This window comes from Campylobacter vicugnae, from assembly GCF_002139875.1.
Lineage (GTDB): Bacteria > Campylobacterota > Campylobacteria > Campylobacterales > Campylobacteraceae > Campylobacter > Campylobacter vicugnae.
In genome coordinates this window covers 268,377-294,042 of record NZ_CP018793.1, presented here as the reverse complement: position 1 = coordinate 294,042, position 25,666 = coordinate 268,377, and the positions used below count along the sequence as shown (strand labels likewise).

The window sequence follows — 25,666 nt, the reverse complement described above, 5'->3', positions numbered from 1 at the left end:
TTATTTTACAAAATATTGGCTAAATTTTGGCTATAATGTATGCTTTTTAAGGAAAAATTATGAAAATATTAAAAGCCAAATTTATAATTTTATGCAATGAAAGCTTTGAAGTGTTGCAAAACTCTGCCATAGCCTTTAGTGATAAAATTGAAAAAATAGCCAAATTTGATGAACTTATCAATGAGTATAAAGATGCTAAAGTAATTGATTTTAGCAATGATATTGCTATGCCAGCACTTATTAACTCACATATTCATCTTGAATATAGTGCTAATAAAACCAATCTTGATTATGGCGATTTTGTAAGCTGGTTAAAAAGCATTATAGCAAATGGGCAAACCCTTGCAAATAGTAATAAAGATAACACTATCAAACAAGCAATATCTACACAATTAAAGGCTGGAGTAAGCACTATTGGCGAGATTTCAAGCTTTGGTTTGAGTGCTTTACATTGTATTAATTCGCCTATTAGAACGGTGTATTTTAATGAAATCTTAGGATCAAACATAGCAATGATAGAGCAGCAATGGAATGGATTTTTACAACGCTTTAAAACCTCAAATGAACTAAAAAGCGATCTATTTATCCCAGCTATTAGCGTGCATTCTCCATACTCTACTCACATAGAACTAGCCAAAAAAGCTATAAATTTAGCCAAAGAAAATGATATGATGATAGCTACACACTTTATGGAGAGCCTAGATGAAAAAAGATGGCTAGAGAGCAGTGATAGTGGTTTTAGCGAGTTTTTTAAAGAGTTTAATAAAAATGCCAAACCTTTTTACACTCCTAGTTCATTTATAGAACTCTTTAAAGATGTTAGAACTCTATTTATTCACTCTGTTTTTGCTAAAAACTACTTACATCTACTAGATAAAAATCTTCATTCAATAGCTAGTTGCCCTGTTTCAAACCGCTTATTAAGTGCTAAATTTGATCTATCAAACGCTCTTGATAATAATATAAATGTATCCTTAGCTACTGATGGTCTAAGTTCTAATATTAGCCTAAATATATGGGATGAGCTAAGGGCTGCTATGATGACTCATAGCGATATAAATTTAACTAAATTTGCTAAATTTGCTATAAAATCAGTAACTACCAATCCAGCCAAAGCGCTAAATTTAAATTTAGGCGAGTTAAAAGCTGGCAATATCGCTGATATAGCTATTTTTAATGGTTTTGATGTAAGCGATATAGATCAGCTCTGTATAGAATTAATACTTCACACCAAAGAGGCTAAAGCCCTATATATCAAAGGAGAAAAATGCAACTATTAAAAAGTATATTCGCCCCTATTAAAGGGATTTTTAAATTTATAAATGAGTATTTTAAAAGTATGATTTTTATATTGATACTTTTAATTATTGTAGCAAATAGCTCTGATAAATCTGGAGCTAATCTAATGGAGATTAATCTAAATGGAGCAATAATCGATGATACAGAGATGTTAGCTCAAATAGAACTAGCCAAAGATCCATCTATTAAAGGTGTATTAATCAACATCAATAGTCCAGGCGGAGATATGAGCTCTAGTGTGGCTATTAGTGATGCTATAACTTCTCTTAAAAGCCATAAACCAGTAATAGCTTACGCTAGTGGCACTATGGCAAGTGGAAGTTACTATGCAGCAATTAATGCTGATAAAATTTATGCTAATCGTGCTAGTTTTATTGGATCTATTGGCGTAATTATTCAAACGCCAAATTTAGAAGAGCTATCTAAAAAGCTTGGAATCACAGCCCAAGTAGTCAAAGCTGGAGAGTTTAAAGAGGCTGGCACCTTTACTCGTAGCTGGAATAGCGATGAAAAAGCTGCCCTTCAATCCTTAGTAAATGATAGCTACAATCTATTTATCACCGATGTTGCTAAGGCTAGAAATCTAGATCTAAATAGCAGCCAAGAGTGGGCAAATGCAAGGGTATTTTTAGCAAATAAGGCCTTAGAACTAGGGCTAATTGATGGGATTATGAGCTATCACGAAGCTAAAAAAGAGCTAGAAAATCTAAGCAATGTTGCTGTTTCTATCTGGTATGAGACTCCAGCAGTACAAAAATTTATAAATAATATATCAAAACAGAGCATAAATTTATTAATCTCTACACTAAATCAAAAGAGTATTTTATGGCAGTGGTAGAATCTTTAAACATCGGTGCTATAAAAAACTATGGCAAATTTAGTAGCGCTATGCACAAAAGTGCTATAGATAGTGGATTTTGTGATTTTAATGGAATTAAGGGAGATAAGCTTAGCGATACTATTCATCACGGAGGCAAATATAAAGCACTTTTTGCCAATGCAGTAAGTAACTATTTAGCCTTTAGCAAATTTGCGTCTAAAAAATTAGAGCTAGGACAAATGGGAGAGAACTTAAGCATATCTGGTCTTGATGAAAATAGCGTATGTATAGGCGATATTCACCGTGTAGGATCTACACTTTTAAGAGTTAGCGAACCTAGAAAACCGTGTGCAAAATTAAGCAAAATAATAGCTGAAGGTATGACTAAATTTATATTTGAAAATGGACTTAGTGGGTGGTATTATGAGGTTTTAGAACCTGGCCAAATAAACTGCAAAGATATAATAGAAGTAGTTAAAACCGATGAAAACCAGCTAAGTGTAATGGAGCTAAATATGCTATTTTTTGCTCCAAAGCAAAATCTGCATTTGATTCCAAAGCTTCAAACTTTAAATATAAGAGATGAGTGGAAAGAGAGCATAAATGCTAGAATAAAAGGTATTTATGATAATTCATATATGTATCAACTTTAATCTTATCAAATAATAGCTTGTAATAACTCTTTAGTATATCGCAGTTAAAAGCAAGTAACTGCGATAATCACATTATAAAAGCCTTAATAAAATAGCAGTAAAGTAGCAAATTCTAAGGCTTTTGAAATCCAAATTTAAAGGCTAACATAGATAAATTAACACTAAAAAGGCTTATAATAATTAAGAGCTAATAGCCTAAATTACCAATTAAATTTAATATAAATCAAGCTATAAATCCACTTGCTAAAACCCTTTGATTATCATCATAAAACACTGCTAATTGGCCACTAGCAACTGCTCCGGCGTTGCTTTGTAATTTTACATTTGCAACACCATCGCATATGCATACTGTGCATAAAATTGGCTTTGATCTATATCGTATCTTTACAAATGCTTCAAATTCATTTTGAGCTGTAAAATTATTAAAATTGCGAGTTTTAAATCCATAACACTCTAATTCATCTTTTTTACCCACTATAATCTCATTTGCCTTAGCATTAATCGCAGTAACATAGTGCGGATCATGAGCACCTTTGATATTAAAGCCCTTTCGTTTGCCAATAGTATAATGCATATAACCTTCATGAGTGCCGATAGCATCGCCTTTTGCATTGCGTACTATGCCTGGAAGATTGGTATTATAATGTCTTTTTAAAACATCAATATAAGTCGTATCAACAAAGCAAATTTCACTACTTTCTTTTTGTGAGGCTAAAGATGCGATTTGTGGTATTTGTGCAGCTTGAGCCTTTATATCTACCTTGAGTTTATCTCCAAGCGGAAAGATAATATGAGGCAATATTTGCGGATCAAGATTAGCTAAAAAATAGCTTTGATCCTTAGTATCATCTATAGCTGATTTGATCAAGCCATCTTCTATTCTAGCATAATGACCAGTAGCAATCTTTTGACATCCTAAGCTCTTAGCAAACTCCCAAAGCGCCCCAAATTTAATTAAGCGATTACAATGAGCGCATGGATTTGGAGTAATTCCTTGTTTATATGAATTTACAAATAGATCATAAACTTCTTTTTTAAATACATCTTGAAGATCTAGCACATGTGATTGAATACCTAGAAATTCACAAACTTTATTAACATTTTCTATATTTTTTTTGTGATACTCTTCTCTTCCGTGCAACATCATATAGCAACCTACTACACTATAACCTTGATCTTGTAAATATTTGGCACTCATTGAGCTATCTACTCCACCGCTCAATGCCATTAATACTTTCATAATTATCCTTTTATCGCTATTTTTATTAATTATACAAAATAATTCTAAATATAATAAAACAAGCTAGAGAAAAATATTTATAATATATTGATATAGTATATTATTAAAATAATATTTGATTTTATAGATTACTTTTACAATGCAAACAATTTACAATAAAATAAAATTTAAGATAGCAATATATTGGGTAATTTTTATTTCTTAAGTTTAAAAAGAAAAATTTAGAATCAAATAACCATAATATTATCTGTAAAAGAATTAAAAAAATAAAGTTGGAAAAATACTTAAGATTATAAAAAAGGTGATTTAAAAAAGTGGCTCCGGATGCTGGATTCGAACCAGCGACCAATCGGTTAACAGCCGACTACTCTACCGCTGAGCTAATCCGGAATATCGTATAAATGAGTTGGAATTATAGCCAATAATTAGCTATTTGTCAATTAAATTTAGCTTAAATTAGAAATTTTTTTCAAATTCTATAAAATTTCATCCCAGCTAAGTCACATTCTATAACCTTATCTTCATTTATTAGCGTTTCTAAATTTATCTTTGCATTTGTAGTAAAGTTATTTTCTATATCATATAAACTTTGCGGACGAAGCTTTAAAAGCTTTTCAAGCTCATCTTTACTATAATCAAATTTAGATTTTAAAGGGGTTCTAGAAGCTATGCTAACTGGTGCAGCATCTATAAAAGTTGCTAAATAGTGCAATGTTTCACTACTAACGCCTCTAACATTATGAGCTGGTGGGCGATCTATAGTGCTGATATCTATTCTATTAGGTAAAATCTTTTTAAAAGCTCTATTTAAAGCTATAAACTCATCATCGCTATCATTATATCCAGCTACAACCAAAATCTCCATAATAAGCTCGCCTTTAAATTTAGATCTAAATTGCGACATAAGCTCTACTAATTTATCTACATCTATATTATCAATACTTCTATCAATTTTGCGAAATGTCTTTTGAATTGCACTATCAAGACTAAACTTCACAATATCAAGATTTAAAAGAGCCTCAATAGCATTGGGATTTAAAACAGCGCTACCATTGCTAAGAATTAGTGATTTTTGCGTAGTTTTAAGAGTATTTATCTGAGTAATTAAATTTAATAAATCACTATATAAACTTGGCTCACCATTAGCTGTAAGAGTTATAACATCGATATCTTTAAACTCATTAAGAGCATTTTTAAGCTCATTTATTATAACTTTGGAATTTGGCTCATTTTTTATAGCTCTAAGAGTTTTGGCTTTTTTTAACTCACAATATAAGCAATCAAAATTACAGCTTTTTTGATCTGGGCTTAAATCTATTCCAAGAGAGCTGCCAAAGCGGCGGCTACTCACTGGACCAAATATAAATTTATATGCCATTATTTTGCATATTTTGCAGATTTTTCTTGGACAGATTTGATAAAATATTTAGCGTGTTCAACTGGAATATCTGGCAAAATACCATGACCAAGATTAAATATATGCCTTTTTCCGCCCATTATAGATAGAATTTCATCTACGCCCTCATCAATCGCATCTTTGTTATACAATCTTGTAGGCTCCATATTGCCTTGTAAAATATATTTAGCACCTAAAGATTTTTTAGCATTAGCAAGCGGGGTACTCCAATCCACACCAAATACATCAAAATTACCACTAATATCATCTAAAAATCCGCTAATTCCTTTAGGGAATACTATTATAGGAGTATCTGGGAAGTTTGCTTTCAGATAATCAACAATCTCATTAATATAGCTAAATCCAAATTCCATATAAGCACTTTTTTCTAATGCTCCAGCCCAACTATCAAAAATCTGAACAGCATTTACTCCAGATTTTATCTGCTCAGCTAGATATAATTTAAGAGCATTTGTTACCTTGCGAAGAATAGCATGAAGGAATTGAGGATTATCATATACCATCTTTTTACAGATATTATATGTTTTTGTACTTCCACCTTCTATCATATATGTAGCAATCGTCCATGGAGCACCACAAAATCCTATTAAGGCTTTATCTTTAGCTAGCTTATCTCTAGTTAATTTAATTGTATCATAGACATAGCTTAGATTTTTAACTGCTTTATCGCTACTTAGTCTATCTAAGTCCTCCATTGTAGCAATTGGCTTAGGAAATACTGGACCTTCACCTTTTACAAATTTAAGATCCATACCCATCTCCATAGGTACTACTAATATATCGCTAAATAAAATTGCTGCATCTACGCCTAAAATATCAACTGGTTGAAGTGTAACCTCACTAGCTTTTTCATAATCCTTACAAAGTGATAAAAAATCCCCAGCCTCAGCTCTAACTCTCATATACTCAGGTAGATATCTACCAGCTTGACGCATCATCCAAACTGGAGTATAAGGAGTTTTTTTGCCTAAACATGCATCTATAAAAATCATAAATATCCTTTAATCCTAATGATGTGAACTCTTATGCAAAAAGTATAAACCCAAACAAAGAGCCAAAATAGATAACGCTAGATAGACCATCTCAAGAGGTGTAGTAAATTTAGCATGCAAAACACGCTGAAAGAAATTAACCACTAAAACCATCACAATGACTTTACCTATCTTATCTTTTAGCTGGTCTAAACTATGCACTTCAAGCACTCTAGCCTGTCTAGAACTCTTAATTGTATCAATCTCACTAATAAAAAGCTCATAAATTCCAAAACTAAAGATAAAAAATACTAATGCCATCAAATACAGATCTATAGCCCCAATAATAAGAGCTACGCCATCACTATGCAGATCTATACTATGGTCGCCTAAAATTAGGTAATTCCATGCATAAACTATTACCTTAACAATATCATAACTAGCAACAATAAACATCACAAAAGCTCCTAGCAATCCAAAGATCACTGGAAGCAAGGTTACCATTCTAGACTTCCACAAAAGCCCTTCAAATAGCTTTTCTATCTTGTTTTTAATATTATCCATTCTGCTCTTGCATCTCTATCCATTTTTGTGCGATTCTAACCGCATTTGTCGCTGCACCAACTCTAATCTGATCAGCCACACACCATAAATGTAGTATGCTATCATCATAATTATCTTTTCTGATTCTGCCTACATATGTCTCATTTGTATCACTTGCGTGAATTGGCATTGGATAAAGATTATCTTTTGGACTATCTTGAACTACAACGCTTGGAGCATTTTTTAGAATTTGAGTTGCTTTTTGTGCATCAATTGGAGTTTTAAATTTAATAGTTATGCTCTCGCTATGACTTCTAAGAACTGGCACACGAACACAAGTTGCACTCACTTGTATATCTTTGTGAAGGATTTTTTGGGTCTCTTTAACCATTTTCATCTCTTCTTTTGTGTAATCATTATCTAAGAACACATCAATATGCGGAATTACATTTAGTGCTATTTGGTGTTTAAATGCACTTGGCTCACACTCATCAAGCTTAAATTCAAAGAATTTTTGCATCTGTATAACCAACTCTTCCATTCCTTTTTTACCAGCACCACTTGTAGCTTGATATGTGCTTACATCTACTCTTTGGATACCAAAAGCATCATCAAGAGGTTTTAACACTTGCACCATTTGGATTGTAGAGCAGTTTGGATTTGCTATTATGCCTTTATTTTGCCATTGAGCAATGTCTCCTGGATTGCACTCAGGCACTACTAATGGCACTTCTGGATCCATTCTAAAATGGCTAGTATTATCTATGACTATTGCTCCGCTTGCTGCTGCAAATGGTGCAAAATGAGCCGATATGCTACCACCAGCACTAAAAAATGCAATATCTACTTCATGCTCGTCAAATACAGTATCAGTAAGCTCTACAATTGGATAATTTTTGCCTTTAAATTCAATCTCTTTCCCAACACTCTTTGCACTTGCAAGCGGCAACACATCACTAACTGGAAAATCCATCTCTTCTAAAACACGAAAAATCTCTTCGCCCACAGCTCCAGTAGCTCCAACTACTGCTATACTATACTTTCTCATACTACGCCTTAGATTTAAATTTAGGTCAATATTTTATCTAAATTTAGCTTAATATAAGTCAAATTCGAATTTAAATTACTTTTTAGCGTAGATAAATAGATCCTCTTTACTAATACTACTACCTTCACTTAGTATAGCAGCACGCTCAACAATACTAATAAGCTCCCTAATATTACCTGGATAATCATAACTTAAAAGCTCATCAATAGCCTCTTGACTAAACTCTTTTTGACCTAATTCATACTCAACACAAACTCGCTTTAGTGTAGCATTTGCAATATCTACAATCTCATCTTTGCGTTCTCTAAGTGGTGGGATTTTAAGCGGAACAGTATTTAAACGATAAAATAGATCCTCTCTAAACTCACCATTTGCAACTTTTTGTTCTAAATTTGCATTGGTTGCGCTTACGATTCTTACATCTATTTTAATTGGTTTGCTAGCTCCTACACGCACGATTTCACGCTCTTGAATCGCACGCAAAAGCTTAGGTTGTAAATTTAGTGGCATCTCTCCAATCTCATCTAAAAATAGAGTTCCACCATTTGCTAGTTCAAAAAGTCCTTTTTTAGTCGTTGTAGCGTCAGTAAAAGCACCCTTTTCATATCCATATAACTCGCTCTCGAGTAGATTTTCAGGTATTGCAGCCATATTAATAGCCATTAATGCTGAATCTTTTCGCTTTGAGTTTTCATGGATATATCTGCTAAAAAGCTCTTTACCTACGCCACTCTCTCCCATTATCATCACACTTACATCGGTTTGGGCTGCCTTTTTAGCAATATTTAGAGTTTTGTCTAAATTTGCAGAAGCGGCTAAAAAATTACTACTTTTTATCTCTGTGGTGGTATCTGGTTTTTTAGTTTTAGTTTTTTGAGTTATTACGCTAGTTCGTTTAATCGCCGTAGCCAAAGTATCAATATCAAATGGCTTGGTTAAAAAATCCTTCACTCCTAGACGAACACTCTCAATAGCCCTATTTAATGTAGCATTTCCTGTCATAATAATTACATCGTATTTGCCATCAAGCTCTTTGATAAACTCTAATCCATCCATTCCAGGCATATTTATATCAGTTACTATTACATCTGTATCGCTACTTAATTTCTTAAGTGCTTCAGTAGCACTCTTATAAGATTTGACACTAAACTCCTCATAATCACCTAAAGCAATCTCAAGGGATTTACGCATATTTATATCATCTTCTACAATTACAACATTCATGATTTACCTTATAATTTTGCTTATTGTAGCACCTTGGGGCTTAAATTCCACTATAAAACGAAGAGGGATAATAGTTAATTCTGTAATATAGTTTGCTGAATTTAGATTAGTTGTTGAGTTTTCTAAAATTTTAACCTGTTCTTTAATAAAGCAGTCAAATAGCTCATCTTTATGCAAATTTAAATACTCTAATGAGCTTAAATATGTTGGCTTGGCAGCCAAAATAGTACAAAGTACTTGCTTTTTCTCATAGCTCTCTTTTACCATAGAGCTTGAGATTGTTATATTATCACTACTAATTACCCCATTAGCGGTGATAAGCTTAGCCCAAAAGATAAACTCATCACCACTAAATAAAGTATTTAGAGTTAGTATTAATAAGCAAAAAGCTCTTGCCACTTTTCTTGATCTATTTTAAGCTCCATTTCAACTCTATATAGACCATCTTTAAAGTCTTGGTTGATTACTGAAGCATTTTTTATAAGGCCTAGAACTCTAGCTTCTATAACTGAGCTTTGTAGCATAGCATCTTTTACTGTATCTTTAGCATTAACTTTTACGCCATAAAGCTTGCCAGCTAATTGTCTATAACCATCTGTAATAGCAGAGCGTTTAGCTAATGCACGAGCTTGAGCTGGACTAACTGTATCCATAGGTGGAATACCCTCTCCTACAGCAGTAAATACAGCTTCGCTATCTAGTTCCATAGTTGGAATCATCTTATCATTTTTGATAATATCTCTAATGTCATCTTTATCTACTTTTTGAACCACAACTTCAGATGGTTGTTGATTAAAACTAGATACAGCATTTACACAACCTGTTAATGCCAAACTTGCAACCAATGCACATAAAACTCTTTTCATACCTTACAACCTTTTAAATTGAATTCTAAAATCTATAAAAGCAAAACTTATTCCACTTCGCTAATTTTAGCCATTTGTTCAGCGATAAAATCATCATCTATAACATCCATATCTTGATCATCGCTCTCCTCTTTTGGGCATCTTGCTATGCTAACTACATCATCATTGCCTACATTTACTACAATTACGCCACTTGTATTTCGGCCAGCTTTTCTAATAGTTTGCATATCTACTCTAATCATCTTACCGCTACTTGTAAGAGCCATCAAATCCATACTCTCATCTACCATAACTACGCCTACTAGGTCTTTTGTTTTTGATGTTAGCTTCATACAGATCACGCCTTTACCGCCACGGCTTTGGAGTCTGTATTCATCTGCGGTAGTGCGTTTACCTATACCTTTTTGGCTTACACTTAGGATCTCTTGAGAGTCATTTTCTATTACGACAGCACCTACTACTTCATCACCCTCTTCTTTAAACCTTATAGCTGTTACACCACGAGCTACACGACCTATTTGTCTTACTTTGCTTAGAGGGAATTTAATACACATACCTTTTTTGGTTACGACAAATAGCATCTTATCATCGCTTGATTCAGGTAGTTCATCAATGCTTTCAAGGATATGTTCTATCTCGCTCTCTTTAAGTTCAGAGATAGCTTCCATATCACTATCTATCACCTCTTCAAGTGCATCAAATCCGCTCTCTTCAAGCTCATTTTCTACTACTATATTTGGATCATCTACTATATTAGTTTTTTCATAGCCTTCGCCTGTAGCAATAACTACAGTTACTAACTCATCATTTTCATCTAAATTTATAGCTTTTACACCAATACTTCTAATGTTTTGATATTCGCTTAAATTTGTCCTTTTTACAAGACCTTTTTTGGTAAAAAATGCCAAAGATTTATTTTGTGAAAAATCTGTAGTTGGTATTATTGCTTTAATCTTCTCATCTGGTTGAAGATTGATAAGATTTACTACTGCCTTGCCTTTGGCTATACGACTACCTTCTGGAATTTTATAAACTTTTAACCAGTATAACTGTCCGCGATCAGTTACAAACATCAGCGTATCATGACTCATACAAGTAAAGAAACTCTCTATAAAATCATCATCATATGTAGTTACTGCAACCTTGCCTTTGCCACCGCGTTTTTGTTTTTCATAACTTTTACTTGGCACACGCTTGATATAGCCCCTATGAGTGATAGTTACTACCATATTTTCATTAGGGATTAGATCTTCAACATCAATATCATCATAATCATCGATAATTTCAGTAATTCTTGGACATTTAAATTTAGATTTAATCTCTAAAAGTTCATCTCTTATAATGCTTTCTATTAGCTCTTCACTTTTTAAAATTGCATCTAATCTATCGATTAACTCTAAAATCTCTTTTAGCTCTGCTTCTAGCTTCTCACGCTCAAGACCTGTTAATTTGCTTAATCTCATATCCAAAATTGCATTACTTTGCAATTCGCTTAAGCCAAATTTACTCATTAATCCATCTCTAGCACTTGTTGTATCGGCGCTTGTTTTGATTAGAGCTATTACATCATCTATATTATCTAGAGCGATTTTAAGCCCTTCAAGGATATGGGCTCTAGCTTTTGCTTTTTGTAAATCAAAAATAGTTCTTCTAATAATTACTGTTTTTCTATGATTTAAAAATAGTCTTAAAAGTTCAATTAGTGAGAATATTTTTGGTTCTTTATTATTTATAGCTAGCATAATCACCCCAAATGTTACTTCCATTTGAGTTGATTTAAATAGATTATTTAAGACAATATCACTCATAGCATCACGCTTAAGCTCAATAACAAGACGAATTCCATCTCTATCGCTCTCATCGCGAACTTCACTAATGCCTTCTATTTGCTTCTCTTTTACTAATTCAGCAATATCAGAGTGTAGTTTGCTTTTATTTACTTGATATGGTAGTTCATCTACTACTATTACATCTTTATTTTGCTTTTTTTCTATATGGGTTTTGGCTCGCAGCTTAATCCTACCTCTACCGGTGCGATAAGCTTCTATTATCCCTTTTTTACCAAAGATTATACCACCAGTTGGAAAATCTGGACCTTTAATATGAGCCATTATATCATCTAAAGTAGCATTTTTATCATCTAATAAGACTAAAAGACCATCTACTAGCTCATCTAAGCTATGTGGCGGAATATTTGTCGCCATACCTACTGCAATACCGCTTGAGCCATTTAGTAGCAAATTTGGCACCCTAGCCGGTAATACATCTGGTTCTACCATACTATCATCATAATTTGGGATAAAATCAACTGTATCTTTATCTAAGTCTTTTAGCAACTCTTCAGCTAATACTGTCATTCTAGCTTCAGTATAACGCATTGCAGCAGCATTATCACCATCTACAGAACCAAAGTTTCCTTGTCCATCGACAGCTGGCACTCTCATAGAAAAACTCTGAGCCATACGCACAAGTGCGTCATATACAGCTGTATCGCCATGCGGATGATATTTACCTATTACATCACCTACTATACGAGCAGACTTTTTATACGGGCTGCGACTACCTACGCCTAAGTCATTCATAGCATATAGGATTCTCCTATGTACTGGCTTTAGACCATCTCTAGCATCAGGCAAAGCTCTACCTATGATAACACTCATAGAGTAGTCTAAGTAGCTAGCTTTTATAGAATCTTCTACATCTATGGTTGCTACATCTTGATTTGAGTTAAAAATATTGTCTTCCATCTTTTTCCTTGAAAAATCTGGCTAATATTTTATCCCAAATTTGATAAAGATTAGCTAAAAAGTTAAATATTTGTCAATATATTATTTTGATTTATAATAACTATCATTAATTAAATTCCTATAAATAAGCTTATATCATTTGCAATTAATATAGAAATTTAACTATATTTGTATAAATCATAAGATATTAAATAAATTTAGCGATACAATCTAAATTTAAATTAACTCTTTAACCTAGATTGCATTTGTAATAATCATTAATATAGCAAATTTGAGTCTTATACCCAAATTTGCTAATTAAATTTATATAGCTATTAATGTTTAGCTAGATAGTTTGTATCATATAGATTGTTGATAAAATCGTCATTATTCATCATACCTATATGAAAATCTTTTGTTGTTTTAATTCCTTGGATAATTAATTGATCAAGGGCTACTTTCATCTTGGCAATAGCTTTATTTCTATCAGTATCATGCACGATAAGCTTTCCTATCATGCTATCATAGTATGGTGGAACGCTATAGCCTTCATATACATGGCTATCCATTCTTACATTTCTACCACCTGGAGCGACATATTTTGTAATTTTACCAGGATTTGGAGTAAAGCTCTTTGGATCTTCAGCTGTGATTCTACACTCTATGGCGTGGCCTTCTAGCTTGATTTGGCTTTGGTCTAGCAACTTCTCACCTTGAGCTATGCGAATCATCCACTCTATCAAGTCTAATCCACTACACATCTCACTTACGCAATGTTCAACTTGAAGTCTAGTATTCATCTCAATGAAGTAGAATTTATTATCTTTTTGATCGTATAAGAACTCAAAAGTACCAGCACCAGCATACCCAATAGCCTTAGCAGCTCTTACAGCTGTCTCATGTAGATTTGCTCTTGTAGCATCATCTAAGATTACAGCTGGACTCTCTTCAATTAGTTTTTGATGGCGGCGTTGCATTGAGCAATCTCTCTCACCTACATGCACTACATTGCCGTGCTCATCTCCTAGGACTTGAACCTCTATATGGCGTGGATTTGAGATATATTTTTCCATATACATTGTACCATCGCCAAAGGCACTCATAGCTTCGCTCTCAGCCGACCAGAAGTTTTTTTCTAAATCTTCTTCTTTTTCTACCACTCTCATACCACGGCCGCCGCCGCCAGCAGCTGCTTTAATGATAACAGGATAGCCAATTTCACTAGCTAATTTTTTAGCCATTTCTATATCTTTTATAGCTCCATCACTACCTGGAACAACTGGGATTCCAGCTCTCATCATTACTTGTTTAGCCTTGCTTTTATCACTCATTAAAGCCATAGCTTCTACGCTTGGGCCGATAAATTTGATATTATGTTTAGCACAAATTTCAACAAAATTTTGGCTCTCGCTCAAAAATCCATATCCAGGAAATATCGCATCAGCCTCGCTAATTTCGCATGCTGTGATAATAGCTGGGATATTTAAATAGCTTTCGCTACTTCTAGGCTCACCTATACATATAGCAGCATCAGCATATTTGACATATAGAGCATCCTTATCAGCTGTAGAGTGCACTACTACTGCTTCTTTACCCATCTCTTGGATAGTACGAAGAGCTCTAAGTGCGATCTCGCCACGATTTGCTATTAGGATTCTTTTGATCTCTCTCATATCTTTTCAACCTCAAATAGAGCCATACCAAACTCAACTGGTTGGCCATCTGCTACTATAGCCTTAATAATTCTACAATCAAATTCAGCTTCAATCTCATTCATAATTTTCATAGCTTCAATAATACCGATTGTATCACCTTTTCTTACTGTTTGACCTACTTTAACAAAGCTAGCTGCGCCTGGACTTGGTGCTATATAAAATGTACCTACCATTGGTGCATTTAGTGTATCAGTTGCTGATGATGTTGTAACTGTTTTTTCATTTACTACTACATTAATTGGTGCTGGAGCTGGAATTGGTGGGCATGCTAATGCTGGAGCTGATGATTGCTCGCACGGCTCATATTTTTCTAATTCTATAGCAAAATCGCCATTTTTAATCTTTATCTTATTGATGTTAGTCTCATCAAAAAAGCTCATAAGCTCTTTAATCTCATCTCTTGTCATAAAAATTCTCCTTAGATTTAAGTAAAATTGCATAATTCTATCTAAATTATCTAAATAATAAGCTAAACTTTAGTTTAAAGTAAAAATCGCTATAATTTACAAACTTAAATTTAAAAGGAAAATTATGGGTCTAAAAAGCGATAAATGGATAAGAAAAATGAGCCTAGAACACAAAATGATAAGCCCATTTTGTGAAGAAAATATAGGTCGTGGAGTTGTTAGCTACGGGCTTTCAAGCTACGGATATGATATTAGAGTTGGGAATGAATTTAAGATTTTTACTAATGTAGGCGGCACAGTTGTTGATCCTAAAAATTTTGATGAAAAAAATGTTGTAGATTTTATAGGTGATGTATGTATTGTCCCACCAAATTCATTTGCATTAGCTAGAACTGTAGAGTATTTTGAGATGCCACGTGATACATTAGCTATATGTCTTGGCAAAAGCACATATGCAAGATGTGGAATAATTGTCAATGTAACTCCATTTGAACCAGGATTTAAAGGCCATATAACAATAGAAATCTCAAACACAACTCCACTTCCAGCCAAAATTTACGCCAATGAAGGGATAGCGCAGGTTCTATTTTTACAAGGTGATGAGATTTGCGAGACAAGTTATGCTGATAAAAATGGCAAATATCAATCTCAAACCGGAATCACTCTACCAAGAATTTTGCAATAAAAGAAGTTTAAAATGATAGTATATAGCAGACAAAAGATTGATAATAGCGATATAGATGCAGTAGTAGAAGCACTAAAAAGCGATATGCTTACTTGTGGAGAGCGTGTAGTAGAGTTTGAAGAAGCACTTTGTAAGCTTACTGGAGCAAAATTTGCCGTAGCTATGAATTCAGCCACATCTGCTCTACACGCTGCATATATAGCTCTTGGTGTATGCAAAAACGATGAGATAATCACTACACCAATCACCTTTGCAGCCACAGCAAATGCAGCTATAATGTGTGGAGTAAATGTCAAATTTGCTGATGTTTTATCAAATGGCAATATAGATCCAAACTCCATAAAAAATCTAATAAATAAACAAACAAAAGTTATTACTGCAGTAGATTTTGGCGGACTACCTGTAAATATGGATGAGATAAAAAATATAAGCAAAGAACACGGTATAAAGATTATCGATGATGCTAGCCATGCATTAGGTAGCAGTATAAATGGCAAAATGATAGGAAATTTAGCTGATATAACTATCTTTAGCTTTCACGCTATTAAGCCTATTACTACATTTGAAGGCGGCGCACTACTAACTAATGATGAAGATATCGCCAAATCAGCTAGACTTACACGCTCTCATGGTATGGTAAAAAAACAGGCGTGGAATATGGATATGATAAGTATGGGATATAACTATCGCTTAAGCGATGTGGCGTGCGCTCTTGGGCTATCTCAGCTTAAAAGACTTGATGAGTTTATCTCTAGGCGTGATGAGATAGCAGCAATTTATGAAGATGCATTTAGCGACTCAAAACATCTAAAAACAATTAAAATTCCAAGCCATATACGCAGCGCCAGACATCTATATCCAGTACTTTTAAACTCAAATTTATGGTGTGCTAAAGAGGATATATTTAATGAGCTTCACTCTAGAGGCATTGGCGTGCAAGTACATTATAAACCTACATATCAATTTAGTTTTTACAAAAAGCTTTATGGTGAGCAGTTCTTATCTGGAGCAGAAGATTTTTATAGAGCAGAACTTAGTCTGCCATGCCACCAGATGATGAGCGATGATGATGTTAGGTTTATTATATCAAATTTAAATGAATTACTAGATAAATATGCTCTTGCTACAATATGTAGCTAACTCATTGCAGTAGCTTAAGAGTTACTGCAATATATTATTTTCATTTTGTATTATAGCTTTATAGGTCTCTTTGTAATATTTTTGAGCGTCTATAGCTACTATCATAGCATTACCAAATGGCACAAGATTAAAATTATTAGAGCGTTTTAATATCTCTATTTGCTTTGGTATTGATATTTCAGAGTTTTTATCGAGCTTTCTGACATAATACTCTATACTTTGCTTACTCTCATTGCCACTCTCATCTATCATTAAACCGCTAAAACGCTTAAAATACCTATAACTTACGCCAATTTGCTCTTCAATATAGTGAGTAAATGTATATCCTAGATGAGTTAGGCCAAACAGCACTATCTTGCCACCATTTTGTCTTAACTTATCATATACACAACCCTTGCTAAAGCATGTTGGTGTGCGGATTAGATACTCGCTTGCATTTGCTCCACCAATAGCAAAAGAGAATATCGGATCATCAGTTCGCACCACGCCATCGCAATGACGATAATACTCAGTTAATAGCCCCATTGTGCTTCTAGAATTGCATTTATCATAAATTTGATTATTACAAAAGCTATATGTAAATGTCGGCATAATCAGCGTCCCAGCCCTACCTATAACCTCATAAAACGCCCTAATAATAGAATCTAAAAACTCATTTTTGCTCACAAGTGGTCTGCCAAGAGCGATTAATTCAGTATGCACGCAAAGTATATCGCCCTTGCCTATTCCTATTTGATGTAAGCAATTTATTAAATCATTATAATTATAAATCCTACCATTAGCCTCTATTAATGCAATAGAGTTCATTGCATTGCCTCATCTAACATCTTACAAATCGATTCAAAACTCTCAAAATTTTCATTAATAATAAATTTTGATTTTAAAGGTTTTTTATATAATTTTTCTATCTCAACTACTAATGCCATTATATCCATACTATCAATAATTCCATCGCTTAGCAAATTTGTCATACTCTCATCTATATCACTTTTACCAATTTTATTAAAAAGCTCTTTTATCTCTTTCATTTTAATCCTTTTAAATTTAATCTTTCACCATTTGTAAAATTAAGAGTTATCACATCGCTATTTATTTCATAGCTCTCAATCTCTAAAAATACTCCATTGACTTCAACCTTAGGATACTCTATATCGCAAAATACACCCACATCAAAAGATCTTAAAAATCTATTTATCTTTTTTTGCTCCCAAGATAAATCCAAAATCCCATTATTTGGCAACTCTTTCTTTTTGTGAAGTTTGCCATTTTTATCATTTGTGATTAACTGCTTTACTTCAAATTCCACATCTATAAGCTCTTTAAAACTCTCAATAGCTGCTCTATGTTGAGCTAATAAAAGCTCTTTAGCGCTCATATTATCAATTTTTATATATTTTTGTATTAAGATCTCTCCAGTATCAATTCCATTATCAACTCTATGCCATACGATTCCACTATATTCATCATCATCCCATATAGCCCAGATATGAGCATTAACTCCTCTATGTTTAGATATTAAAGCATTATGGTAGTTTATTATGATGTTATTTTCTATACATTTTGATTTAAATATATAAAAATTATTGGCACTTATTATGAACTTATTTTTTAAAGAGTTAAAATAGCTATCTAAATTTATATCATTATAATTAACAAGCTCAACTGGTATATTACGCTCTTTTAGCATTTTTACGCATTCATTGGCAATTTTGCCTTTACCAATTACAACAGCACTATCATATCTTATCTTTGTCCCTTCTAATTTTAGATAATAACAATTTAGAGCCTTTCTATCTATCTTGCCATTAGCATTTAGAGCGAATTTATCTACTCTTATAAAGCTTTTTGGAATCATATATCCTTGTATTTTTAAGGCTAGAAATTCCTTAATATCTGCTATCTCATCACTAGATTCATAAAATGCTACTATCTCTTTGCCATTAAATTTACACGCACAACGATCTATAAATAGATGAGAGTTTAGCGCTGCTTCTATCTCGCCTAGTTCTATGCGATGGCCATTTAACTTTATTTGAGAATCTAATCTACCATAACAGATTAACTCACCATACTCATTATACGCTGCAATATCACCTGTTTTATATATCGGGTCGTAGTAGTTATTATGCAAAGGATTTTGGATAAAGGCATTAGAGGTTTTAGATAAATCAGCATAATATCCTAAACTAAGTGAGCTACCTCGCACACATAATTCACCTTTTATAAATGGCTGAGTTATCAAATTTAAATTCTCATCAAATAGTAAAATTTGAGTATTTTTGCACGCTTTGCCAATAGGAAGAAGCTCATCATCGCCAAACTCTCTATCGCATATATAATAGCAGCACACATCAGTAATTTCAGTAGGACCATATAAATTAGCAAATACTCTACCAGGTAAAGCCTTACGCCATATATTTAGCTGACGATTTGGCATTATCTCCCCACAAAATAAAATCTTTTTAAGAGTGGCTAACTCTCTCCCTTCTAATGCCATAGTATTTGCAAAATATATCAATACACTAGGCACCCAAAATATCATAGTAACGCCATTTGCCTCTAAATAATCAAGCACCCTACTAGGAAAAGCAAATTCAAAAGTATCTAAAAGATGTAATGTAGCACCACACTTAATAGTAGTAAAAATATCTAAAATAGAATTATCAAAATAAAATGGTGCTTGATTTACCAATATCTCATCACTTCCAACATCAAAGGTTTTACTAACCCAAAATGTATAATCAATCACGCTTTTATGGCTAATGCTTACACCCTTTGGCTCTCCAGTACTACCACTTGTAAATAATACATAAAGCAAGTCTGTATCAATAATTTCGACACTATTAAGCAAGGCTAAATTTGGCTTAAAACTATCAAATTCATCATCATATATAGTTTTTATACCATAATCGCACTCTATAGATTTTGAGCTAATAATCAAAACTGGATTTAGGATTTTTACTATCTTTTCTACCTTAGCCTTTGGCATTTTCTCATCTATAATACTATAAAAATTTCCACTTTTAGCTACGCCAAACATCGCTATAAGTGCTTCAATAGACTTTGGTAGGATTATCAAAACTGGCTTTTTATTTAATTTAAATTCTAAAATCTTACTAGCTAAAGACTTGGCTTGTTGGTCAAATTCCAAATAGCTAATACTTTTTTTATTGCTTACAAATAATTTTTTATCGGGATATAAATTTACACTCTTATCTAAAAACTCATAAATATTGCTAATCATCTCCCTCTCCCATTAACTTTTTGTCAATAGCCATAAAAAGTTCCTTAATCTTTTGTATTTATCTCTTTTATTAATTCAAATTCAAGCAATTTGTCTATTATAGGCTTTAGACTTCTAGCTTCTACACCTAAAATATCAGCTATCTCTATAACGCTTCTTTTGCCATTACAATAGGCTAAAAATGTGCGAAGTTTTTTATACTCAACGTTATATGAACCTTTAATACTAAGAGTGCCAATAAGTCCACGCGAACCTAAATTTGGCTCACAAATTGTAGTAAGTATATATTTTTTATTGATTTCTAAATTTTCAATCAAATTTCTAGCATAATTAAATCCACCTTCAAGTCCAGAAGGAGTAACAAAATCCAAATCATCTAAACTAGTATGATACTCATCAAAATGACCAAATAAACTTCTACAAATTGTCGTAACACCAAGATTTAAATTTGGCGTATTGTACTGTCTCTCATCACTTCCACGATCTAAAAATTTGTATATTTTTGGCTCTTTGGTTATATGCTTGATAGTGTGAAGAGTAGCTATATCGCTTAGGCTATTTTCATCAGGGCTTAAAACGACACTATAGTCTCCATCATCGCCAATACAGCTAAGCACAAATCCAGCTACTACATTCTCTTTAAGCGTTTTAAAATTACGATTAATATAGCAAATTGAGCCTATCGTCTCAGGAACTATTACAAATCTATATGTATATTCTCTATGTTTTAAACTTCTAACCCATCTAATAAGCTCACTCCATACTGTTGGGCCACTAAGTTCATTATTTGCCATTTGAGGGTGGCATAGATATGATGAGATTAAAATCTCTTTGGTATTGCCAGTAGTAGATGGGATAATGATATGAGCGTAATTTAGCTCGCCATCATCTTTAAACTCACTATCTATAAAAGCGTGATACTCTCCATCTGGTAACTCTTTTAGCTCATTATAAGATATGCAAAATCCCCATCTACGCTCATAATAACTAGTAACATAAGCAATAGCGTTTGGTAGTTCTGGTATAGTGTATATATGCTCTTTTAACTCATCTAAGCTTAATTTTTTATCAATAGGTGCTGAGTAGTTAAGTATATGTAGATTGTGTTCTTTAAATTGGCAAATTTTTTTGCCATTTGGTGTAATTATATACCCATCACGGATTACCCACTCAGGTGGAACTCTCCAATCATAAACCTGCGTACCGCTTGGGATACTAAATCGCTCTACCCCCCCCAATAGCTTCATCGATTATATCAAGACTATCTCTAAAGCCATCTCCTGTGATACTGCGTGGAATTTTGTAAAGTTTAGAGATTAGCTTATACATTCTATTTTGTTCCATGCTCAACCCCCCCCCTTTTTTTTTAATTATTTTATTAAATTTAAATCCAAGATTCTATCAAAAAATCATTTAAATAGCTTTTAAAGAGTGTTTAAATGAGTTAATTTATTCTAATCTACTCCCTAGCATCGGCTAAAACTAAACCAAAAAGCACATTTACTCCAGCTTTGGCTAATATCTTTTTAGCCTCTAGCATACTAGTACCAGTAGTTATGATATCATCTACTAAGATTACTGGTGTTTTAATCTCTTTTAAAAGCTTAAATCCGCGTGGATTTTTACGGCGAAACTCTAAGGATTTACCAGCATATTTAATATCATTAGTAGCACGCAAAGCCCTATAAATAGGAAATAGTTCTAAATTTAATAAAGACCTAGCTAAAATAGCAGTGTGAGAGTAACCACTTTTTATATTATCATCAAGTGGCACCACCGCAACCTTGCTACCAAAGCTAAATTCCTTAGCAAATTTAGCCAAACTAATGCGGCATAAATGCCAAATAGCAAAGCTACCATGTAGATGATGTTTAGTGGCTAATATCTCCTTAATATCGCTATATTTATAAAAATAATATACCTTAAACCCATCTACTAATCTACACCCTTGCTCATACTCACTAAGCACACGCTGACAATCTTTACATATTATCTTAAGTGATATCTTAGCGCATTTGACACATCGCATTAATTAGCCAAGATAGCCTTGGCGCTAGAAAGCACCATATCATTTAGCATATCAGTTATAAATGGCTCAAATTCAGCTACTCTAGGTAGTAAGACATATTTGCTTTGAGGTTGAGATATTGTCTTGGTGATAGTGGTATCGCCTTTTTTAATTTTTATTATAACCTTACTTTTGCCTTTTAAATTCTCACCACTATAACCACTTAAATTAGCACTAAATTCAGCTATCTCTATATCTACAATAATATCTCTACCGTTTACAACACCACTTGCTCTTAACTGCTCTTTAAGTGCTTTAGCAAAGATATCTTTTAAGCTTGCACCTAGCATTATACTATGTTCTACACTACCTTTAGAATCAGTAATAGTAGCTACTATGCTTTGATTTACTCTAGTATCAGATATGCTATTTATTAAAACTGATTTATGGCTAGAGATCTGCGTAGTAGGATTATACTCTTTTAGCATTAGCACAGAGCTAGATCCAAAGCAACCAGCCAAAACAAACATACAAATCGCAATAATAGCTACTCTCATATCCACACCTTATAGTTTTGAAATCTCTTGAGCTACTTTATTGGCTGATTGCTTAATAAGCAAATTCATAAATAGATCAAAATCAGCTGGATCGCTAGCATTTAGATCGCTTACACTTTGAGTTGTTGTGATTAAAATTGTTCTTTTTTTATTGATATTTTTGATATTTAGTGTGCCAACTAATTTTGAATTTAAATAGCTTGCACCTAGACTATATACGCTTTTAATATCAGTAAAATCAAAATCAACCCTATATGTATAAGGCGAGTTACTGCTATTTTCTACATATATTCCACGAGATTCTAACTCAGTTGTAAGAGCCATGTAAAATATCGAGGCAAAATTTTTATCAAATTTGAAACTTTTACCATTTACTTTTACAGATTTTTGAGAATCTGCTAGGTCGATTACTCTATGGATATATACCTTTTTTAATGATGCTGATGTATCTATTGTGCGACTATTTTCACAGCAATTTAGAGCTATATCGCTTCTATATGTTCTACCATCTATAGTAGTCTCATAACCCTTTTGTGAGCATGGTTCGCACTTTGTATTTATACGAAATAGCGTATCATAAGACTTTGTAGCTGCTACTTTAGTAGTGCTACTACTTGTCGCACATCCACCCAAAATCATCGCCAAAACTAAAACCAAAATTGCTCTCATTTTCTCTCCCTTATAGATTTTATACTCTCTCCACCTAGGCCGTAATTTTGCATATCTATCTCATCGATGATTACAACGGTACTAGATTTATTCCTACCTAAGACCCGACTTACTAACTCTGTTACACCCTCTATAAGCTGTGCTTTTTGCTCAGCTGTAGGCTCACCATTTTCTTTAGTTACTCTAATGTTAATATATGGCATAATCTTCCTTTTAAATTATACTAGCAAATTTTGTGCCATTGTTAATTTTATATACTATTTTACTATTTGCCACTTGCCGCTACTATCTCTTTGTAATCGAATTTTATCACCATCTATATGGCTATTTTCAGATTTAATTTTAATAGTTATTTGAGTATTATTTTCACTATTATTTTGACTTAATATCTCTATATCTTTGATTACTTTGCTAGTATTAGTAGTTTTATTTTGTTCTATTGTAGCATTTATAGCGCCTTCTATATACTCCATTGCTGGGCTAGATTTAATCTCTTCTGGCAAGGCAACCTTAATCGCCTCTTTGATATTGCCATCTTTTACTTGATTTAATATATCTACAGCGCTGCTACTATCAGAACCGCACCCTACTAACATAAATGAAAATATAATAAAAACTACTCTTTTCACAATCTCTTCCTAATCTATCTTAAGCACACTCAAAAACGCCTCGCTAGGTAGCGTAACCTTACCAATAGCTTTCATACGCTTTTTACCCTCTTTTTGCTTCTCTAGTAATTTTCTTTTACGAGTAATATCACCACCATAGCACTTAGCAGTTACATTTTTACCCATTGATTTTACCGTTTCTCTGGCGATGATTTTACTACCGATACTAGCTTGGATTGCTACTTCAAAAAGCTGACGAGGCACTATCTCTTTCATAGCTTTTACAAAGTCTCTACCTTTGCTCATAGCTTTTTCATCAGGCACGATGATAGAAAGAGCATCAACTGTTTCACCAGCTACTTTAATATCAAGCTTGACAAGATTTCCTACTCTATACTCGCTTGGTTCATAATCAAAGCTTGCATAGCCTTTAGTAGCGCTTTTTAATTTATCATAAAAGTCCATAACAATCTCATTCATCGGTATATCATATTCCAAAAGCACCCTTGAAGTGGTGATATAATCCATTTTAGTTTGAATAGCACGGCGTGAATTTAAAAGGCTAATAATATTGCCTAAAAATTCGCTAGGTGTTATAATTGTAGCCTTAACATATGGCTCTTTTATATGATCTATCTTATTTGTTGGCGGTAGCTCGCTTGGATTTTGGATATCTAAAATAGCCCCATCAGTACAAACTACTTGATAAGTTACTGTTGGAGCTGTGGCGATAAGATCTAGATTAAACTCACGCTCTAGTCTCTCTTTTACCACTTCCATATGAAGCAAGCCTAAAAATCCAACCCTAAATCCAAAGCCAAGAGCCGCTGATGTCTCAGGCTCATAGCTAATAGAGCTATCATTTAGCTTTAATTTATCAAGAGCATCTCTTAAGTCTTCAAATTTATCTGTATCGATCGGATATAAACCAGCAAATACAAACGGCTTAGCCTTTTCAAATCCGCCTATAGGTTCTGCGGCTCTATTTTTAGCTAGAGTAATAGTATCGCCTACGCTTACACTTGCTACATCTTTTAGCCCTAGCACTACTATGCCAACTTCTCCAGCTTTTAGCTCATTTGTTTTGATTGGTGCGACTGGGTTTGGATACATTAAATCCAATACCATATGCTTTTTATCAGTGCCCATTACATAGACTTCATCGCCTTTTTTAACACTTCCATCATATAATCTTACAAGCGCTAAAGCACCTAGATAGTTATCAAACCAACTATCATAAATAAGCGCCTTTAGCGGTAGATCTAAATTTGCCTTTGGTGGTGGGATTTTGCGTATTATAGTCTCTATTAACTCCTTTATACCAACTCCACTTTTTGCACTCACTTCTAAAGCCTCGCTACAATCAAGACCGATAACATGCTCTATCTCATCTTTTACCCTATCAGGATCAGCTGCTGGAAGGTCAATTTTATTAACTACTGGGATAATTTCTAAATTATTATCAAGTGCGATATATACATTTGCTATAGTCTGAGCCTCTACGCCTTGAGATGCATCTACAACTAGCAAAGCGCCTTCGCAACTTGCTAAACTTCTACTAACTTCATAACTAAAATCCACATGTCCTGGAGTGTCAATTAAATTTAAAATATAATGCTCACCATCAAGTGTGTAGCCAAGTCTAACAGATTGAGCCTTTATGGTAATTCCACGCTCTTTTTCTATATCCATTGTATCCATAACTTGCGCACTCATAGCTCTTTCATCTACAGCTCCACACTCAGTAATAATGCGATCAGCTAGAGTACTTTTACCATGGTCGATATGTGCGATAATGCTAAAATTTCTAATATTTTTCATATTTT

At 33.4% G+C, this 25,666-nt stretch carries 27 protein-coding genes, 1 tRNA gene and 1 pseudogene; 5 read left to right on the top strand and 24 right to left on the bottom strand.

What is annotated here, in order from left to right:
- Positions 1 to 59: 59 nt before the first annotated feature.
- The 3 genes from mqnF to CVIC12175_RS01525 are packed head-to-tail and all read left to right on the top strand — an operon-like array spanning position 60 to position 2,772.
- Positions 60 to 1,280 carry an aminofutalosine deaminase family hydrolase gene (gene mqnF, locus CVIC12175_RS01535; protein ID WP_086315811.1) on the top strand — a complete coding sequence of 407 codons (1,221 nt, stop codon included), beginning with the start codon at positions 60 to 62 and terminating at the stop codon, positions 1,278 to 1,280.
- Positions 1,268 to 2,137: a signal peptide peptidase SppA gene (gene sppA, locus CVIC12175_RS01530; protein WP_086256981.1), complete on the top strand. Its 870-nt coding sequence runs from the start codon at positions 1,268 to 1,270 to the stop codon at positions 2,135 to 2,137. The genes mqnF and sppA overlap by 13 nt, the downstream gene beginning before the upstream one ends.
- Entirely contained in the window at positions 2,125 to 2,772 is a 648-nt protein-coding gene (locus CVIC12175_RS01525; protein ID WP_086256982.1) for an MOSC domain-containing protein, read from the top strand. The genes sppA and CVIC12175_RS01525 overlap by 13 nt, the downstream gene beginning before the upstream one ends.
- Before the next feature lie 223 nt (positions 2,773 to 2,995).
- On the opposite strand, the gene mnmA is transcribed toward CVIC12175_RS01525, so the two are convergent.
- The 12 genes from mnmA to accB form a co-directional block, all read right to left on the bottom strand.
- Positions 2,996 to 4,042 carry a tRNA 2-thiouridine(34) synthase MnmA gene (gene mnmA, locus CVIC12175_RS01520; RefSeq protein ID WP_257789274.1) on the bottom strand — a complete coding sequence of 349 codons (1,047 nt, stop codon included), beginning with the start codon at positions 4,040 to 4,042 and terminating at the stop codon, positions 2,996 to 2,998.
- 285 nt (positions 4,043 to 4,327) lie between these two features.
- A tRNA-Asn gene (locus CVIC12175_RS01515) sits at positions 4,328 to 4,402 on the bottom strand.
- Positions 4,403 to 4,481: 79 nt separating this feature from the next.
- Positions 4,482 to 5,390, bottom strand: a complete 909-nt coding sequence (locus CVIC12175_RS01510; RefSeq protein ID WP_086302848.1) for a radical SAM protein — start codon at positions 5,388 to 5,390, stop codon at positions 4,482 to 4,484.
- A complete protein-coding gene (hemE, locus tag CVIC12175_RS01505; protein ID WP_086255791.1) occupies positions 5,390 to 6,421 on the bottom strand; it encodes a uroporphyrinogen decarboxylase in 1,032 nt (343 codons plus the stop codon). Before hemE ends, CVIC12175_RS01510 begins: the two co-directional genes overlap by 1 nt.
- A gap of 15 nt (positions 6,422 to 6,436) precedes the next feature.
- Positions 6,437 to 6,964 carry a YqhA family protein gene (locus tag CVIC12175_RS01500; RefSeq protein WP_086254236.1) on the bottom strand — a complete coding sequence of 176 codons (528 nt, stop codon included), beginning with the start codon at positions 6,962 to 6,964 and terminating at the stop codon, positions 6,437 to 6,439.
- Entirely contained in the window at positions 6,957 to 7,991 is a 1,035-nt protein-coding gene (locus tag CVIC12175_RS01495; protein WP_086255789.1) for an aspartate-semialdehyde dehydrogenase, read from the bottom strand. Before CVIC12175_RS01495 ends, CVIC12175_RS01500 begins: the two co-directional genes overlap by 8 nt.
- Positions 7,992 to 8,066: 75 nt before the next feature.
- Positions 8,067 to 9,215, bottom strand: a complete 1,149-nt coding sequence (locus tag CVIC12175_RS01490) for a sigma-54-dependent transcriptional regulator (RefSeq protein WP_086256985.1) — start codon at positions 9,213 to 9,215, stop codon at positions 8,067 to 8,069.
- A gap of 3 nt (positions 9,216 to 9,218) precedes the next feature.
- Positions 9,219 to 9,614: a hypothetical protein gene (locus CVIC12175_RS01485; protein WP_086256986.1), complete on the bottom strand. Its 396-nt coding sequence runs from the start codon at positions 9,612 to 9,614 to the stop codon at positions 9,219 to 9,221.
- Positions 9,590 to 10,081: an LPP20 family lipoprotein gene (locus tag CVIC12175_RS01480; RefSeq protein WP_086246924.1), complete on the bottom strand. Its 492-nt coding sequence runs from the start codon at positions 10,079 to 10,081 to the stop codon at positions 9,590 to 9,592. Before CVIC12175_RS01480 ends, CVIC12175_RS01485 begins: the two co-directional genes overlap by 25 nt.
- A 47-nt stretch (positions 10,082 to 10,128) precedes the next feature.
- Positions 10,129 to 12,828, bottom strand: a complete 2,700-nt coding sequence (gene gyrA / locus CVIC12175_RS01475) for a DNA gyrase subunit A (RefSeq protein WP_086255786.1) — start codon at positions 12,826 to 12,828, stop codon at positions 10,129 to 10,131.
- Positions 12,829 to 13,142: 314 nt separating this feature from the next.
- Entirely contained in the window at positions 13,143 to 14,480 is a 1,338-nt protein-coding gene (locus CVIC12175_RS01470; RefSeq protein WP_086302850.1) for an acetyl-CoA carboxylase biotin carboxylase subunit, read from the bottom strand.
- Positions 14,477 to 14,929 carry an acetyl-CoA carboxylase biotin carboxyl carrier protein gene (gene accB, locus CVIC12175_RS01465; RefSeq protein ID WP_086302852.1) on the bottom strand — a complete coding sequence of 151 codons (453 nt, stop codon included), beginning with the start codon at positions 14,927 to 14,929 and terminating at the stop codon, positions 14,477 to 14,479. The genes CVIC12175_RS01470 and accB overlap by 4 nt, the downstream gene beginning before the upstream one ends.
- Before the next feature lie 124 nt (positions 14,930 to 15,053).
- Between accB and dcd the strand changes: the two genes are divergently transcribed.
- Together dcd and pseC are read left to right on the top strand one after the other, a co-directional pair.
- Complete coding sequence (gene dcd / locus CVIC12175_RS01460; protein ID WP_086246928.1) at positions 15,054 to 15,614, top strand: dCTP deaminase; 561 nt, start codon at positions 15,054 to 15,056, stop codon at positions 15,612 to 15,614.
- A 12-nt stretch (positions 15,615 to 15,626) separates the two neighbouring features.
- Positions 15,627 to 16,754 carry a UDP-4-amino-4,6-dideoxy-N-acetyl-beta-L-altrosamine transaminase gene (pseC, locus tag CVIC12175_RS01455; RefSeq protein ID WP_086315810.1) on the top strand — a complete coding sequence of 376 codons (1,128 nt, stop codon included), beginning with the start codon at positions 15,627 to 15,629 and terminating at the stop codon, positions 16,752 to 16,754.
- A 21-nt stretch (positions 16,755 to 16,775) separates the two neighbouring features.
- Here the strand turns inward: pseC and CVIC12175_RS01450 are convergent, their stop codons facing one another.
- The 12 genes and pseudogenes from CVIC12175_RS01450 to lepA all read right to left on the bottom strand — a co-directional run bounded on the left by CVIC12175_RS01450 (position 16,776) and on the right by lepA (position 25,661).
- Positions 16,776 to 17,561 carry an AAC(3) family N-acetyltransferase gene (locus CVIC12175_RS01450; RefSeq protein WP_180380683.1) on the bottom strand — a complete coding sequence of 262 codons (786 nt, stop codon included), beginning with the start codon at positions 17,559 to 17,561 and terminating at the stop codon, positions 16,776 to 16,778.
- Entirely contained in the window at positions 17,558 to 17,782 is a 225-nt protein-coding gene (locus tag CVIC12175_RS01445) for an acyl carrier protein (protein ID WP_086246930.1), read from the bottom strand. The genes CVIC12175_RS01450 and CVIC12175_RS01445 overlap by 4 nt, the downstream gene beginning before the upstream one ends.
- Positions 17,779 to 18,441: a formyltransferase family protein gene (locus CVIC12175_RS08635; protein ID WP_236861097.1), complete on the bottom strand. Its 663-nt coding sequence runs from the start codon at positions 18,439 to 18,441 to the stop codon at positions 17,779 to 17,781. The genes CVIC12175_RS01445 and CVIC12175_RS08635 overlap by 4 nt, the downstream gene beginning before the upstream one ends.
- Positions 18,442 to 18,534: 93 nt before the next feature.
- Positions 18,535 to 19,998, bottom strand: a pseudogene (locus CVIC12175_RS01440) (amino acid adenylation domain-containing protein); the annotation flags it as partial.
- A 44-nt stretch (positions 19,999 to 20,042) separates the two neighbouring features.
- Entirely contained in the window at positions 20,043 to 21,245 is a 1,203-nt protein-coding gene (locus CVIC12175_RS01435; protein ID WP_335582306.1) for a DUF4910 domain-containing protein, read from the bottom strand.
- Positions 21,214 to 21,342, bottom strand: a complete 129-nt coding sequence (locus tag CVIC12175_RS08760; protein ID WP_335582305.1) for a DUF4910 domain-containing protein — start codon at positions 21,340 to 21,342, stop codon at positions 21,214 to 21,216. Before CVIC12175_RS08760 ends, CVIC12175_RS01435 begins: the two co-directional genes overlap by 32 nt.
- Before the next feature lie 115 nt (positions 21,343 to 21,457).
- Positions 21,458 to 22,027: a ComF family protein gene (locus CVIC12175_RS01430; protein WP_086254245.1), complete on the bottom strand. Its 570-nt coding sequence runs from the start codon at positions 22,025 to 22,027 to the stop codon at positions 21,458 to 21,460.
- Positions 22,027 to 22,563, bottom strand: coding sequence for a hypothetical protein (locus CVIC12175_RS01425; protein ID WP_086302858.1), 537 nt, complete (start codon positions 22,561 to 22,563; stop codon positions 22,027 to 22,029). Before CVIC12175_RS01425 ends, CVIC12175_RS01430 begins: the two co-directional genes overlap by 1 nt.
- Before the next feature lie 9 nt (positions 22,564 to 22,572).
- Complete coding sequence (locus CVIC12175_RS01420; protein ID WP_086302860.1) at positions 22,573 to 23,232, bottom strand: hypothetical protein; 660 nt, start codon at positions 23,230 to 23,232, stop codon at positions 22,573 to 22,575.
- Positions 23,229 to 23,435, bottom strand: a complete 207-nt coding sequence (locus tag CVIC12175_RS01415; protein ID WP_086246937.1) for a 2-hydroxymuconate tautomerase family protein — start codon at positions 23,433 to 23,435, stop codon at positions 23,229 to 23,231. The genes CVIC12175_RS01420 and CVIC12175_RS01415 overlap by 4 nt, the downstream gene beginning before the upstream one ends.
- A gap of 54 nt (positions 23,436 to 23,489) precedes the next feature.
- The gene (locus CVIC12175_RS01410; RefSeq protein ID WP_086302862.1) at positions 23,490 to 23,861 is read right to left on the bottom strand and encodes a DUF4878 domain-containing protein; all 372 of its coding nucleotides are present in this window, start codon (positions 23,859 to 23,861) and stop codon (positions 23,490 to 23,492) included.
- 9 nt (positions 23,862 to 23,870) lie between these two features.
- Complete coding sequence (gene lepA / locus CVIC12175_RS01405; RefSeq protein ID WP_086302864.1) at positions 23,871 to 25,661, bottom strand: translation elongation factor 4; 1,791 nt, start codon at positions 25,659 to 25,661, stop codon at positions 23,871 to 23,873.
- Positions 25,662 to 25,666: the final 5 nt, after the last annotated feature.